Raw genomic sequence first — 13,993 nt, 5'->3', positions numbered from 1 at the left:
GTAGATAAATGAAGAAAAATATTTTTGTTGTAGGAATGGATTCCTTCAATTTGGAAAAACTTGAAAAAGTGCCGGCTGCCGAAGAGTGTGTATTTCATTCAGCTATTGATATTGATGAGATGCGGAATGTGGATAAATTTGATGTGGATAAACTATTATCACTTGCGGAAAGTAGAATGAGGGCTGTTGAAGGTGGACCAGCCGGTGTAATTACATATTTCGATTTTCCTGCACAGGATATGGTTCCAATTCTGGCATCAAGAATGGGTTTACCGGGCCCAAGTTTTGAAAGTGTCCTTAAATGTGAACACAAATACTGGAGCCGGTTAGAGCAACAGAAGGTAATCTCAAAACATATACCCACATTCAGTGCCTTTGATCCTTTTGCTGAAGATATATTTGATTCTATAAATATGCCATTTCCTTTCTGGATAAAGCCTTTCAGGTCATTCCGTTCATTTCTTGCTTTCGAAATAGAAAACCGCGGACAATTCGAAGGAATAATAGAAGAAATACGTGAAGGTATTGATTTCATTCACAAACCGTTTATGCAACTTTTACAGAACCAGAATCTTCCTGCAGATATAACTCAAATGAAAGAGAGCTGTATAGCAGAAACACCTCTTTACGGAAGGCAATGTACCCTGGAAGGCTATGTGTACAATGGAAAGGTAAAGGTGTATGGTGTTGTGGATTCTGTCAGGGACCAACATTTTTCTTCATTCTCACGTTATGAATATCCTTCATCATTACCAAAATGGGTCCAGAAAAAAATGATGAAAGTTTGCAAACGTTTCATAAGATCGATTGGACTTGATAATTCGGCTTTCAATGTCGAATTTTTTTATGACCCATTCCATAAACAGGTATATCTACTGGAAATAAACACAAGGATATCCCAGTCTCATGCTGACCTTTTTGAAAAGGTCCATGGTGTTTCACATCATCAAATCATGCTACAACTTGCCCTTGGTGAAAAACCAAAATCTCTGGGCAATAATGGGAAATTCCGGTATGCAGCAAAATTCATGCTCAGGACATTTGATTCCGGTAAAGTAGTTGCAGTTCCGTCAGATGAAGAAATTGCGTTGGTTATGAATGAAATGCCGGACACAATAGTTAAAGTGCTGGTTAACGAGGGACAGCAATTAGCAAAAATGGAGTTGCAGGACAGTTATAGCTATGAACTTGCAGATATTTTTATAGGAGCAAACAAACGGTCCGAACTTGTGGATAAATATGACAGGGTTATTGAGATGATAACTTTCAGTATAAAAAAGGATTTCTAATAGTTTTTAAAATAAATACTTATTAGTAAACCAGGGAGAAGGGATTGATAAACGTCAGTACTACTGGTGTGGAAAAAATCCTGGGAAACAGGGCAGTGTATTCTGTTTAAGCTTCTAATTCAGCCATAACAAATAACTTTTTAAGCATCAGGATAGATGTAAATACTTAAAGCATCATCTAGCTGAAATAGTTTTTATGAATAATAAGCGGAGGATTACATGTTAGAAGTAAAAGACCTTACTGTTGAGGTTGGTGGAAAAGAGCTGCTAAAAGATGTCAACTTCAAAGTAGAAAAGGGTTACACAAATATTATTCTGGGGCCAAACGGTGCAGGAAAATCTGCTCTTTTGATGACATTGATGGGATTTAGTGGTTACAAGATAGTAAGTGGGCAGATATTATTCAAAGGTGAGGACATTACTCATATGTCTATTGATGAAAGGGCAACAAAAGGAATCGGGATTATGACCCAGCGCCCTCCGAACATGACCGGAGTCAAACTGAAAAACCTCTTAAAACTAATAGCAGGGGATAAGGAAATGGAACATATGGCAGAATCCCTTGATATGATGCGATTCATGGAAAGAGATATTAATGTGGGATTTTCAGGTGGAGAAATCAAAAGATCCGAATTATTACAACTTGCTGCCCAGAGACCATGTATCTATTTGTTTGATGAGCCAGAATCCGGTGTGGACCTTATGAGCATTGACATTATTGGAAGCACAATAAATAATCTGGTTCATGGTGATTCAACCTGCCCTGGTGACCGTAAAGGCCATGGCAAGTCAGCTTTAATCATTACACATACAGGTCAGATCCTGGATTACATAGAAGCAGATCGTGCTTATGTCCTCTGCAACGGAACAATAATGTGCGAAGGTAATCCAAGGGAAATGCTTCAGGAGATCAAAGAAAACGGTTATGAGGAGTGTATTACATGCAAACTGAAGAAAGCCTGAAAAAAAGGGCAGAAGCAGCACTACAAAAGGAAGCTGCATACGGAGAGAAATTTGATCTGGATGAGTATTCGATTGCTCCAAAGGAAACTAAATATACTGATAACCTGAAGGAACTCGATGAAAAATCCCAGAGAACTCTTCTCAATGTAGGAGTTATTCCCAGCGGGGAAGGCAGAGGTGGCAGTCTTGTAATGGTTGATAATGCCATATCTCATTCTTCAGTTTCCGATAAAGAAATTGAATTGATGCCTCTTCACTTTGCAATGCAAAAACATGATTGGCTTAAAGATTATTCCTGGAATCTGGTGCCTGTGGATGCAGATAAATACACTGCGACCAGTTATCTGGAAAACGCCAATGGTTATTTTATAAGAGCTCCTAAGGGAGTGAAAACAAAATTACCCATCCAAACCTGTCTGCTAATGGGTTCAAAAGATGTCTCTCAGACAGTTCACAATATTGTAATAGTAGAAGAAAATGCCAGATTGGATGTGATTACCGGCTGCTCCACAAGCAGCGATGTGGACAAAGCTATGCATCTGGGCATTTCGGAAATGTATGTTAAGAAGGGTGGCACACTAAACTTCACCATGATCCATAATTGGGCAGAACAAATTGGTGTACGTCCCAGAACAGTAATTCATCTGGAAGAAGATGCCACCTTCATCAACAATTATATTACGCTCAAAGCGGTAAAATCTATTCAGAGCTATCCGACAGCCCGCCTTACCGGCAAGGGAGCCTTTGCCAGGTTCAATACCATTGCGGTGGCACATCCCGGTTCTGAATTGGATCTTGGTAGTCGTGTTATATTTGATGCACCCAACACAAAAGCAGAGCTTGTCTCCAGGACGATCACAACCGGCGGGACTGTTATTGCAAGAGGAGAAATGGTAGGAAATGAAGTCCATTCAAAGGGTCATCTGGAATGCCACGGACTTGTCCTGAGCAAAAAAGGAACACAGAGAGCAATCCCCATCCTTGAAGCAAACGTGGATGATATTGAACTGACACACGAAGCGGCGGTTGGCAGGATTGCAAGGGATCAGGTAGAATATCTAATGGCACGTGGTCTTTCCGAAGAAGAGGCTGTAGGAATGATAGTGCGTGGTTTCCTTGATGTAGGTATCTCCGGAATCCCGGATGAACTCCAGAAAGATATTGATGAAACTATCGCACAAATTGGCAAAAGTGCAATGTGATGCAATCGGCATCACATATTCTCTATTTTCAGATCAGTCACTTACCTTTTTTGCAGCTTCATCCAGTTCCTTTAGTTTTGTAGGGATAGGATTGTCCCTCAGAAGTTTTGCCATATAAGCAAGATTGTTTACCATATACCTGACAGTCCTGTTTGTGTAAAGATGCCTGTCTCCTCCTGCATCAATATAACTTGGACCCGGACCTGCATCACCCACCCAGTAACAATCAGCATTTGGCGGAATTGTACAGCCAAGATGGGTCAGATTGAAAAGCGTATTTGCAGAAACATTGTGTGCACCATCCTCATTGCCCGTCACAATAACTCCGGCTACCTTGCCATAAAGCGGATATTGCCCTGTTTCGGGGTCAGCATCTGCATAAGATCCATCCAATCTTTCAAGTGTCATCTGTGCCACTGCAGACCTTACTCCAAACCATATGGGAGACCCTATTACGAGTATATCACAGGCTTTTATTTTTTCAAGAATCTGTGGCCACTCATCATCTCCTCCTTCATCAGAGGATACACCAAAAGCTATATTGTGGTCTACAATGCGTATTACCTCACTATCCACACCAAAATCCTGAAACAGTTCAACTGCTTTATCAATAAGGGCTTTTGTATTCGATACTTCAGGTGATTTTTTCAGTGTACAGTTTAAAAAGAGAGCTTTCAATGACATAATAAATACGTTGGTCAGTTGTAACATATAACCTTTTCCTAAAATGAAATGAGTGTCAATGATAACAAATTCTAATAATTCTGTCAGTAACTCTGCCCTTGATGCAATCCTGCTACATGCATTATTACCGATAATAAAAAATACCTACATTGGACTTTCCAATATAGATCCGGCACTTGTGGATTATGCAAGGGGAGTAGGTATGAGCAAATGGCAGATACACCGCTATATACGCCTTCCAAATGCCTATCCTGCCATTTTTGCAGGTATCAAGTTTGCTGCCATACTGGTCAACAGTGTTGCAATATTGACAGCTTATATAGGAAGTGGCGGGCTTGGAGAGCTGATATTTGAAGGGCCTATCAGTTCCAACAATGAGAAAATATTTGCAGGACAATTCCGGCAATTTTGATTGCCCTCATAATAGATGGGGGATTCACAGCCCTTGAAAAACGCCTGATGCCCTTTAAGTACAAAAATACAGATTAAATTTCAAGCATCCTGTCAAGGGCTTTTTTTGCCTTTTCCCTTATACTTTCTTCTACAGTCACTTCATATTGCATTTTTTCCATTGAATCCAGCAAAATGGATGGTGTAACCATTTTCATGTTTGCACATGAGGCAAAGGGAGATGCAAAATAGAACGTTTTATCAGGATGCTGCTCCTTGAGCCTGCAAAGAATACCATTTTCCGTCCCGATAATAAATTCGTTTACACCTGGTTTGCCCGCCCTTTCAATAATTCCCGACGTACTGAGTACGGCATCTGCCATCTCAACAACTTCAGGTCTGCATTCCGGATGAGCCAAGAATTCAGCATCCGGATGCTCCTGTTTTGCCATTATGATTTCTTCCGGCATTATCTGGTGATGAACCGGACAATAACCTTCCCAGAAGATTATTTGTTTTTCTGTATGAAGGGAGACATAATGTGCCAGGTTCTTATCCGGCACAAAAATTACTTTATCTTCTTCAAGGGAATTTACCACATTGACAGCATTTGAGGAAGTACAACATATATCGCTTTCTGCCTTTACAGCTGCTGAGGAATTTACATAACATACAACTGCAGCATCAGGGTTTTTTGCTTTAGCTTTTCTGAGTGATGGCACATCAACCATTGCTGCCATAGGACAATGGGCATCCTTTGCAGGCAGTAGTACCTGCTTACCCGGGGAAAGAATGGCTGCACTCTCCGCCATGAAATCCACCCCGCAAAAGACAATGACATCACAGTCATGTTCCACTGCCTGACGGCTCAGTCCAAGTGAATCACCCGTATAATCTGCCAGTTGCTGTATTTCACATCGCTGGTAATTATGAGCCAGAATAACAGCATTCATTTTTGTCTTCAGTTCTTCGATTTTAGCAATTATTTGATCCATATAAATCATCTTGATTTCTAATTCACGGCGTTAACTATATTTGAGAGGCAAATATATTAAATTGTTGGACAATAACCTAAACCGGTGATATTTTATGGAAAAGATAGACATTAAAGTAAAAGGAATGGCATGTGGCCATTGCAAGATGGCAGTTGAGAAGGCATTACAAAATATTACCTCTGTATCCAAAGCTGAAGTAGACCTCGAGAAAGGTGAAGTCCATGTGGAATATGAACCTGACATAAATATAGAAAGCCTGAAAAAAGCTGTCAGGGATGCAGGTTACGAGGCATAATATAACCATGACCGAGATTCTTTTACATGTAAGCGGTATGAGTTGCGGACACTGCACAAAAAGTGTTCACGATGCACTTGAAAGCCTTGAAGGAGTGAAATCTGTAGAGGTAGACCTTGACAGTGGTATTGCCACGGTGAATTATGATCCTTCATCCACCAGTGTTGAAACCATGAAGGAGACTATCAGCCAGGCAGGGTATTCTGTTGAAGGCCAGGAAGAGAATGCATGTGAAGAAACCTGTCCTGTAAACATTGAAGAAATATCAAGCCGGGGTACTGAAAGGACCCTGATATTGAATATTTCTGGTATGTCCTGCACTGCCTGTGCAAAGCGTATTGAAACAGGCCTTGCAAAAGTAGATGGAGTGGAGGAAGTCTCTGTCAACTTTGCATTGGAAAAAGCCTCTATAACATATGATGCTAATAAGTTGGATTTAAATGATATACGTGACCGGATCGAGTCCCTTGGTTACGGAATTCGCAGTGACCGTCTGACTCTGGATATTACCGGGATGAGCTGCACCTCCTGTGTATCCAATGTAGAAATGGCGCTCAAAAATCAACCCGGGGTATTTGAAGCAAATGTAAACCTATCCCTGGAAAAAGTGGATGTCATTTTCGATCGTTCCATAATCAATCAGGAAGGTCTTATCAAAGCCATAGAAAAAGCGGGTTACGGTGCTTCAATACCGGAAGATACACAAAATAATTTGAAAGACAAACAAGAACAGGAAAGACTTGAGCAACAAAAAAACGTTTTGATAGCCTTTGCTTTGACATTGCCTCTTACCCTCGGTGCCATGCAGGGACTGTTGAGGATTGACCCTTATGTGCCTGATATTCTCGCCAACAATATTGTTCAATTCGTCCTGGCAACCCTCACTTTAATTTTCCCCGGCAGACAGTTTTTCACCGGAGCCTTTAGGGGATTACAGCACGGGTCTGCCGACATGAACTTACTGGTGGCCTCGGGTACCGGAGCCGCTTATATTGCAAGTACTGCAGCAGCCTTCCTGAACCTGGGTGCGGGATATGAACACACATACTTCGATTCGGCTGCCATGCTTATTACATTCATCCTTTTTGGACGTTATTTAGAAGCCAAAAGCAGGGGTAAGACATCAGAAGCGATACGTAAACTTATGGGGCTGCAGGCAAAAACTGCCCGGGTAATAGAGGATGGTGAAGAAAAAGACATTCCTGTCGAAGAAGTAAAACCGGGTGACACCGTAGTGATAAAACCGGGAGAAAAAATACCGGTTGACGGTGAAGTCATAGAAGGTAATTCTGCTGTTGATGAATCAATGATCACAGGCGAAAGCATCCCTGTTGAAAAAAACACAGGAGATACAGTGATCGGTGCAACGATCAATAAGACGGGATCATTCAGGTTCAAAGCTACAAAGGTTGGTGCTGATACTGCCCTGTCACAGATCATAAAACTGGTAGAAAGGGCCCAGACATCAAAGGCACCCATTCAGCGCCTTGCTGACATTGTAGCAGGATATTTTATTGTCATTGTGATGTCCATTGCACTGTTAGCATTTTTCTTCTGGTTCTTCACAGGCTACGCAGCATTTAATGTTGCTGAACTCACAGGTGTTGCCAGCCCGTTTCTCTTCGCACTGCTGATTGCCATCACGGTACTTGTAATCTCGTGTCCCTGCGCCTTGGGCCTTGCCACACCTGTTGCCATAATTGTAGGTACCGGGATGGGTGCTGAAAATGGAATCCTCATCCGTGACGGGGAAAGTCTGGAAACTACTCCCAAAGTAGATACAATTGTGTTTGATAAAACCGGTACTCTGACAATTGGTAAACCCTTCCTTACAGATGTTGCAACAACAGGCAATTATGAAGAAAACTATCTGCTCCAGGCAGCAGCTTCAGTTGAAAAACTTTCCGAGCATCCGCTTGCTGAAGCGATAGTGGAGGGAGCAAAATCCAGAAAACTCCAGCTAAAAAATATATCCGGTTTTGAATCATTATCCGGCAAAGGAGTTGCAGGAGAATGGGATGATCACTCTGTGATTATCGGCACCAAACGTCTCATGGAAGAAAAAGCAATTGATCCAGGTGAAGTAGTCAAATATTCGGATAATTTTGAAGATGAAGGAAAAACAGCAATACTGATCGCCATTGATGGTACAATTGCCGGTGTCCTGGCTGTTGCCGATGTATTGAAAGAGGAGGCACCATCAGTAATATCCCGACTGCAGAAATATGGACTTGAAGTTGCCATGATAACAGGTGATAACAGCAAAACTGCACATTCAATTGCAAGGCAGGCAGGAATTGATACGGTCTTTGCAGAAGTATTGCCCGGTGAAAAGGCAGCAGAAGTTGAAAAACTGCAAAGCCAGGGCAAAAGAGTAGCAATGGTTGGGGATGGCATCAATGATGCACCGGCCCTTTCACAGGCTGATGTTGGAATTGCCATGGGTGCAGGAGTGGATGTCGCCATTGAGTCTGCGGATATTGTTCTTATCAAAAATGACGTGAAGGATATTTTAAAGGCCCTGAATTTAAGTAAACTGACAATGAAAAAGATCAAACAAAACCTTTTCTGGGCATTTGGTTACAATACACTTGGTATACCAATAGCTGCAGGTGTGCTATTCCCGGTATTTGGACAAACACTAATAACACCGGCGATGGCGGCAGCATTCATGGCCCTGAGTTCGGTCTCTGTGATGACAAATTCCCTGTTAATGAAAAGGAAAAGGGTCGAGTAATTATGGATAAGAAAAAACAGAATAAAAACAGAATCCTGGCTCTTGCAAGTTCCATGATTACAACAGCACTTTTTGCAGGAGTTGCCATCTCAATCAATAATGGAAATCCGGACAAATTTGCAGATGTTGATATTGTTGCAGGGTCGATTTTTGTATTTCTATTAAGTTTTATTATTTTCCTGCTCATATGGCCGATGCTGGTTGATAGATGATTCATATTTATTTTTTAGTTTGTTGTATTTTGATATGAAATACAATATTTTTACTGTTCCTTGTTAGCATGATTCACGTTTTCATAATTCACAAATATATTTAAAATATTGTTGTTAAAATGATTAAAACTTAAATCATGAATAAATATGACAGTTTAAATGGTAGGCTCAAAATGCAGGAAAAAATAAAAGAAATTCCATCACGTGTCAAAGAATTGCGTGGGTTATCCGGTATAAGTGCAGAGGAAATAGCCTCCTCCCTTGATATCGCATTAGAAGAATATAAAAAATACGAATCAGGGGAACTTGACATCCCTGCCAGTATCCTCTTTGAGATTGCACAATTGCTCGAAGTTGATATGACGGTGCTGCTTACCGGTGAAGATCCGAGGATGCATATTTTCACCATTACCCGTAAGGATGAAGGAGTAAGTGTAGAAAGAAGAAAACAGTACCAGTACGAAGGACTGGCTCCGAATTTCATTCACAAAAAGGCAGAACCATTCGTAGTTACCGTTGAACCCCAATCCAACCAGGATTCCACTCCCAATTCCCATCCCGGACAGGAATTTGATTATGTACTTGAAGGGTCCCTGAAAGTTATCATCCATAATAATGAAATAATTATCAACGAAGGTGACTCAATATACTTCGATTCAAATTACAACCATTCAATGCAGGCAGTCGGAGACAAAGCTGCAAAATTCCTTGCAATAATCTTCTAAATTCCAAAATAAACAAAACGGGTGCAAGAATGACCTCACTTATAAATAATTTCCTGGCAAAAACAGATTTTGAATCATACGATGACTTTTACACTAATTTCAAGATCAACATCCCTGAAAATTTTAATTTCGTATATGATGTTGTTGACCTGTACGCCAAGGAACAGCCTGAAAAAAAGGCTCTTGTCTGGTGTAACGATGACGGCGAAGAAAATATATTCACTTTTGCTGATCTGAAATATTACAGTGAAAAAGCTGCCAACCTTTTCAGTGAATATGGAATAAAAAAGGGTGATGTGGTAAAACTTACCTTAAAGGGAAGATATGAATTCTGGATATGTATATTAGGATTGCACAGAATTGGTGCCATCGCTCTTCCCGGCACCCACATGTTAACAACCAGGGATCTCAAGTACCGCATTGAAAGAGCAGACATACAAATGGTCGTCAGTGATGCTGATGAGGGGCTTTTGGATTACATAGATGAGGCACACAAGGATTTCAAAAATGTGCTTAAGCACAAATTTGTAATTAACCACAATCGTCCCGGCTGGATTAACTTTACAGAAGAACTGGAAAAATCACCCGCCAAATTTGTACGTCCAAAAGGGGGGCAAGCAACACAGAACAAAGACATATCCCTGATGTATTTCTCATCCGGCACAACTGGTTTCCCAAAAATGGTACAACATGATTTTACATATCCCCTTGCTCATATACTCACAGCCGGCTACTGGCAGAATGTAATGGACAATGGTCTGCATCTTACAGTAGCAGATTCCGGCTGGGCTAAATGTGCCTGGGGCAAAATCTACGGTCAATGGATTTGCGGCTCAGCTGTCTTTGCTTATGATTATGAACGATTCGATGCCAAAAATATGCTGGAAAAAGCCAGCCATTATGGTGTTACAACATTCTGTGCACCGCCTACAGTATATCGCTTCCTGATAAAGGAAGACATGAGCCAGTATGATTTTAGCAGTCTCAATTACTGTGTGGTTGCAGGAGAGCCGCTGAATCCCGAGGTGTATGAAAAATTCCTGGAATATACCGATCTCAAACTAATGGAAGGATTCGGGCAGACAGAAACTGTTGTAGCCATTGCAACTTATCCATGGCTGGAACCAAAACCCGGCTCTATGGGAAAGCCCTCACCCATCTATAATATCCATTTGATGCGTCCTGACGGAAAACTTGCAGATGTCGGAGAAGAAGGAGAAATTGTAATCGATACATCACAAAACAGGCCCACAGGTTTGTTTGCAGGTTATCGTGCAGATCCTGAAAAGACAGAGGCCGCATGGCGTGACGGTTATTACCATACCGGTGACATGGCATGGAAAGATGAAGATGGATATATGTGGTTTGTAGGACGAGCCGATGATATCATCAAGAGTTCCGGTTACAAAATAGGACCGTTTGAAGTTGAAAGTGCACTTATGCAGCATCCTGCAGTCCTTGAATGTGCAATCACTGCATCCCCTCATCCTGTACGTGGGCAGGTTGTAAAAGCCACCATTGTACTTACTAAAGACTATGAAGCAAGTGAGCAACTCAAGAAAGAGTTGCAGGATCATGTAAAGAAAGTTACCGCACCCTACAAGTATCCGAGAATCGTGGAATTTGTACCTGAACTTCCCAAGACCATAAGTGGCAAGATTCGCAGGGTAGAAATCAGACAACACGACGACGAAAAGGGAGACAACTAATTTATATTTCCTTTTCCTTTCTATTTTTCAGATAATAAAAAGGCACCATGAGTTGTTTTTATGAAGGAAGAAAAAAAAGAACCATATCCCTTAATCAATATTATTGAATGCAAAGGCTGTACAAGGTGCATTACTGCTTGTCCAAAAAACGTGCTGGAAATGAGTGATGAACTCAACAGAAGAGGTTACCATTATGCCCAGTATAAAGGTAAAGGGTGTACCGGCTGTGCTAATTGTTATTACACATGTCCGGAACCTCTTGCAATAGAAATACATATCCCTGTTAAAAAGAGGTGTTAAGATATGGCCACACAACTTACAAAAGGTAATGATGCAGTGATAATAGGGGCACTATACGGAGGATGTGACTGCTACTTTGGTTACCCAATAACCCCTGCAAGCGAAATTCTTCATGAAGCATCACGGACCTTCCCCCAGCTCGGCCGGAAATTCGTGCAGGCAGAATCAGAGGAAGCCGCAATAAACATGGTATTCGGAGCAGCCTCCGCAGGACACAGGGTTATGACGGCATCCTCAGGGCCGGGAATCAGCCTTAAACAGGAAGGTGTATCCTATCTTGCAGGTGCACAGCTTCCCTGTGTAATTGTTGATATCATGAGAGCCGGCCCCGGCCTGGGAAATATCGGCCCGGAACAGGGCGATTATAATCAGGTAGTAAAAGGTGGCGGACATGGGAATTATCGCAACATCGTGGTTGCACCCAATTCAGTCCAGGAAATGTGTGATTTGACAATCAAGGCTTTTGAGCTGTCTACAAAATACAGAAATCCTGTAGTAGTATTGGCCGATGGTGTACTCGGGCAGATGGTCGAACCACTGAAATTCCCTGAAAAAGCAGTCAAACCGGAAATTGATACTTCCTGGGCTGTTTGTGGTAATAAGAAAACCTACCACAACCTTGTAACTTCCATTTTCCTTGACTTTGGTGAACTGGAAGACTTTAACTATAAACTCCAGGAAAAGTACGAAACAATAAAGGAAAAGGAAGTTGATGTCGATGAATACATGATGGATGATGCCGAGATCGTCCTTGTATCATATGGAATTAGCAGCCGGATCTGTCGTTCTGCTGTTGAACTTGCCCGCAAGGAAGGCATCAAGGCAGGACTTTTCAGACCAATTACACTTTTCCCGTTCCCTGAAAAAGAACTGTCTGAACTTGCCGGAAAGGATGTCAGTTTCATTTCAGTGGAAATGAGTAACGGCCAACTTCTGGATGACATAAAACTGGCAACTGGCTGCAGGAAACCTGTGGAATTGGTAAACCGCATGGGTGGCAATCTTATTACAATGGATCAGGTACTGGGTAAATTAAGGGAAGTCGCAGGCAAGGAGGAATAAAAATGGAAGAAAAAGTTATCAAGAAGCCGGATTCCCTCTACGATGAATTCACACGCAAGGGTGGAGCCGCTCCGACGGCCACTCATTATTGCCCGGGTTGTGGGCATGGCATACTCCATAAACTTATTGCTGAAGCCATGGACGATCTTGAGATACAGGACCGTTCAGTTATGATCAGCCCTGTGGGATGTGCTGTTTTTGCCTATTATTATTTCAATTGTGGCAATCTCCAGGTAGCCCACGGAAGGGCACCTGCAGTAGGAACAGGCCTATCGAGATCAGAAGGAGATGCAGTTGTCATTGCATACCAGGGTGACGGTGATCTGGCATCCATCGGCATGAATGAAACAATCCAGGCTGCCAACCGCGGAGAAAAGATGGCGGTCTTCTTCGTTAACAATACCGTTTTCGGGATGACCGGAGGCCAGATGGCACCTACCACACTCATCGGTGAAAAAACAGTGACATGTCCCACAGGCAGGGATCCCAGGTTTGCAGGATACCCATTGCATATGTGTGAACTTCTCAATAACCTGGATGGGCCTGTCTTTATTGAGAGGGTATCGGTGTCAGACATCTCCCATATACGCAAGGCAAGAAAGGCGGTCAAAAGGGCTCTTGAGATCCAGAAGGAAGGCAGAGGTTATGCATTTGTGGAAGTACTTGCTGCCTGTCCGACAAACCTGAAACAGAATGCCGAGCAGAGTACTAAATTCATTAATGAGGAAATGGAGAAGGAATTCCCGCTGGGTAACCTCAGGGACCTGGCTGAAGAGAGAGAACCACTTCCCTGCCCGGAAAGTAACTTTTCAAAGGAAAATATCGATCATATTTACAAGATCGACGATTCCGCATCCCCTGACGCTGTGGAGGATCCTGAATTTACACGTATACTTGCCAAGATTGCAGGGTTTGGAGGCCAGGGAGTACTCAGTATGGGCCTGATACTGGCCCGTGCAGGATGTCGTGCCAAAAGATTCACTTCCTGGTATCCTTCCTATGGCCCGGAGCAGAGGGGAGGTACTTCAAATTGTTCTGTGGTCATTTCAGGAGAGGAAATCGGCTCCCCTGTAGTGTATGAATCGGATATCCTGGTGGCCATGAACCTGCCGTCACTGGAAAAATTTGCCTCTGATGTCAAACAGGGCGGAATTATCCTTTATGATGCCACTGTCGGTGACTTCGAGGCACCTGAAGGTGTAAGGGCAATCAAGGTACCTGCCACCCAAATTGCAAAGGAAGGAGGCTCTGAAAGGGCTGCCAATACTGCAATAATAGGTGTATTGATGCAGCTTGGGGTAACAGGTCTTGATGTTGAGGACTATATGGAAGCCATTGAGGAGACTTTTGCAGCAAAGCAAAAACTCATACCTCTCAACCAGCAAATATTGAAAGAAGGAGCAAAATGGGCTTCTGAGAACCTCTGATAT

The 13,993-nt window shown here is 42.3% G+C and carries 14 protein-coding genes; 12 read left to right on the top strand and 2 right to left on the bottom strand.

What is annotated here, in order from left to right:
- Positions 1 to 8: 8 nt before the first annotated feature.
- From BHR79_RS08660 to BHR79_RS08650, 3 genes are all read left to right on the top strand, one after another.
- Positions 9 to 1,289, top strand: a complete 1,281-nt coding sequence (locus tag BHR79_RS08660; protein WP_072561953.1) for an ATP-grasp domain-containing protein — start codon at positions 9 to 11, stop codon at positions 1,287 to 1,289.
- Between the two features lie 219 nt (positions 1,290 to 1,508).
- Positions 1,509 to 2,252, top strand: coding sequence for an ABC transporter ATP-binding protein (locus tag BHR79_RS08655; protein ID WP_072561952.1), 744 nt, complete (start codon positions 1,509 to 1,511; stop codon positions 2,250 to 2,252).
- The gene (locus BHR79_RS08650) at positions 2,231 to 3,454 is read left to right on the top strand and encodes a SufB/SufD family protein (RefSeq protein ID WP_072561951.1); all 1,224 of its coding nucleotides are present in this window, start codon (positions 2,231 to 2,233) and stop codon (positions 3,452 to 3,454) included. Before BHR79_RS08655 ends, BHR79_RS08650 begins: the two co-directional genes overlap by 22 nt.
- 33 nt (positions 3,455 to 3,487) lie before the next feature.
- Here BHR79_RS08650 and BHR79_RS08645 read toward each other — a convergent pair whose 3' ends face one another.
- Positions 3,488 to 4,138, bottom strand: a complete 651-nt coding sequence (locus BHR79_RS08645) for a flavodoxin family protein (protein ID WP_072561950.1) — start codon at positions 4,136 to 4,138, stop codon at positions 3,488 to 3,490.
- Between the two features lie 58 nt (positions 4,139 to 4,196).
- Here BHR79_RS08645 and BHR79_RS08640 point away from each other — a divergent pair, with 58 nt between their 5' ends.
- Positions 4,197 to 4,550: an ABC transporter permease gene (locus tag BHR79_RS08640; protein ID WP_234970403.1), complete on the top strand. Its 354-nt coding sequence runs from the start codon at positions 4,197 to 4,199 to the stop codon at positions 4,548 to 4,550.
- Between the two features lie 73 nt (positions 4,551 to 4,623).
- Here the strand turns inward: BHR79_RS08640 and nadA are convergent, their stop codons facing one another.
- Complete coding sequence (gene nadA / locus BHR79_RS08635) at positions 4,624 to 5,532, bottom strand: quinolinate synthase NadA (RefSeq protein WP_072561949.1); 909 nt, start codon at positions 5,530 to 5,532, stop codon at positions 4,624 to 4,626.
- 85 nt (positions 5,533 to 5,617) lie between these two features.
- Between nadA and BHR79_RS08630 the strand changes: the two genes are divergently transcribed.
- The 8 genes from BHR79_RS08630 to BHR79_RS08595 all read left to right on the top strand — a co-directional run bounded on the left by BHR79_RS08630 (position 5,618) and on the right by BHR79_RS08595 (position 13,990).
- Complete coding sequence (locus tag BHR79_RS08630; protein ID WP_072561948.1) at positions 5,618 to 5,818, top strand: heavy-metal-associated domain-containing protein; 201 nt, start codon at positions 5,618 to 5,620, stop codon at positions 5,816 to 5,818.
- Positions 5,799 to 8,555 (top strand): heavy metal translocating P-type ATPase, encoded by a 2,757-nt coding sequence (locus tag BHR79_RS08625; RefSeq protein WP_234970402.1) that lies wholly within the window; start codon positions 5,799 to 5,801, stop codon positions 8,553 to 8,555. Before BHR79_RS08630 ends, BHR79_RS08625 begins: the two co-directional genes overlap by 20 nt.
- A gap of 2 nt (positions 8,556 to 8,557) precedes the next feature.
- Positions 8,558 to 8,767, top strand: coding sequence for a hypothetical protein (locus tag BHR79_RS08620; protein ID WP_072561946.1), 210 nt, complete (start codon positions 8,558 to 8,560; stop codon positions 8,765 to 8,767).
- Between the two features lie 173 nt (positions 8,768 to 8,940).
- Entirely contained in the window at positions 8,941 to 9,492 is a 552-nt protein-coding gene (locus tag BHR79_RS08615; protein WP_072561945.1) for a helix-turn-helix domain-containing protein, read from the top strand.
- A 29-nt stretch (positions 9,493 to 9,521) separates the two neighbouring features.
- The gene (locus BHR79_RS08610) at positions 9,522 to 11,201 is read left to right on the top strand and encodes an AMP-binding protein (RefSeq protein ID WP_072561944.1); all 1,680 of its coding nucleotides are present in this window, start codon (positions 9,522 to 9,524) and stop codon (positions 11,199 to 11,201) included.
- A 60-nt stretch (positions 11,202 to 11,261) separates the two neighbouring features.
- Entirely contained in the window at positions 11,262 to 11,501 is a 240-nt protein-coding gene (locus BHR79_RS10755) for a 4Fe-4S dicluster domain-containing protein (protein WP_072561943.1), read from the top strand.
- A 3-nt stretch (positions 11,502 to 11,504) separates the two neighbouring features.
- Positions 11,505 to 12,563 carry a 3-methyl-2-oxobutanoate dehydrogenase subunit VorB gene (locus BHR79_RS08600; protein WP_072561942.1) on the top strand — a complete coding sequence of 353 codons (1,059 nt, stop codon included), beginning with the start codon at positions 11,505 to 11,507 and terminating at the stop codon, positions 12,561 to 12,563.
- A 2-nt stretch (positions 12,564 to 12,565) separates the two neighbouring features.
- Positions 12,566 to 13,990 (top strand): 2-oxoacid:acceptor oxidoreductase family protein, encoded by a 1,425-nt coding sequence (locus BHR79_RS08595; RefSeq protein ID WP_072561941.1) that lies wholly within the window; start codon positions 12,566 to 12,568, stop codon positions 13,988 to 13,990.
- Positions 13,991 to 13,993: the final 3 nt, after the last annotated feature.

The sequence above is a fragment of the Methanohalophilus halophilus genome (genome assembly GCF_001889405.1).
Lineage (GTDB): Archaea > Halobacteriota > Methanosarcinia > Methanosarcinales > Methanosarcinaceae > Methanohalophilus > Methanohalophilus halophilus.
Note: the sequence above shows the minus strand (reverse complement) of the source record. Positions and strands in the feature narration are given on the sequence as shown.